At 65.0% G+C, this 800-nt stretch carries 1 pseudogene; it reads left to right on the top strand.

The features are described 5' to 3' along the window. Window positions 1–81: 81 nt before the first annotated feature. Window positions 82–800: pseudogene (locus ACG2LG_RS24040) on the top strand (hypothetical protein); the annotation flags it as partial.

Here is an 800-nt window from a genome sequence, read left to right as displayed (position 1 = left end):
GTCTACGAGGAGATCGAGTTCCTGTTTGACGCAAACAGCACTGGGACCACTGCCAGCGGCAACGGCCGTGGAATCGGCGTCGTGGTGACCAGTGCTGTGGCGGATGCGGTGGCCCCGACGCTCGCTCCCGCCGATATCGTCGACGATGTGAGCGGCGGCCCCTTCATCTCCACCGGGATCGATTCGATCACCTACACGGTGACCTACAGCGAGTTGATGGACCCGGCGACCATCGACGCGAGCGATTTTGGGCTCGGCGGCACCGCCGCCGGGACCATCGACAGCGTGGTTCACTTCGGTGGTGTCACCACGGTGGTAGTCACCCCGACCGCGGGCACCAGCGGCACGCTTGAGCTTCAGGTGAACGCTGCCGCGGACCTCAGGGACCTGGCGGGCAACCCGCTGGACACGACGACGGCCATTGTGGACTCCCCCGCCGTGACGATCGTCGCCGACGTGACCGACCCGACACTGGTTTCCATCACCGACAATGTCGCCGGCGGACCGGTCCTCGAGGGTCAAACGGTGGTTTACACCGTGACTTTTGACGAGCCGATGAATGCCTCCACGATCGGCACCGACGATTTCGAGAACGGCAGCTCCCCGGCCGGTGTCATCAGCGCTGTGAACGCCACCGGTGATCCGGCGGTCTATGAGGTTCTGGCCAGCTCCGCCTATCCCGGCGGCGTGGGCACGCTGATTCTTCAGATCAAGGCGGGTGCGGTCCTCGAGGATCTGTCGAGCAACCCGCTGGACACGACCTCGGCCCTGACCGGCGGAGTTGCGACCATCACGGTCAA

Source organism: Haloferula sp. A504 (assembly GCF_044385805.1).
Taxonomy (GTDB): domain Bacteria; phylum Verrucomicrobiota; class Verrucomicrobiia; order Verrucomicrobiales; family Akkermansiaceae; genus Haloferula.
Note: the sequence above shows the minus strand (reverse complement) of the source record. Positions and strands in the feature narration are given on the sequence as shown.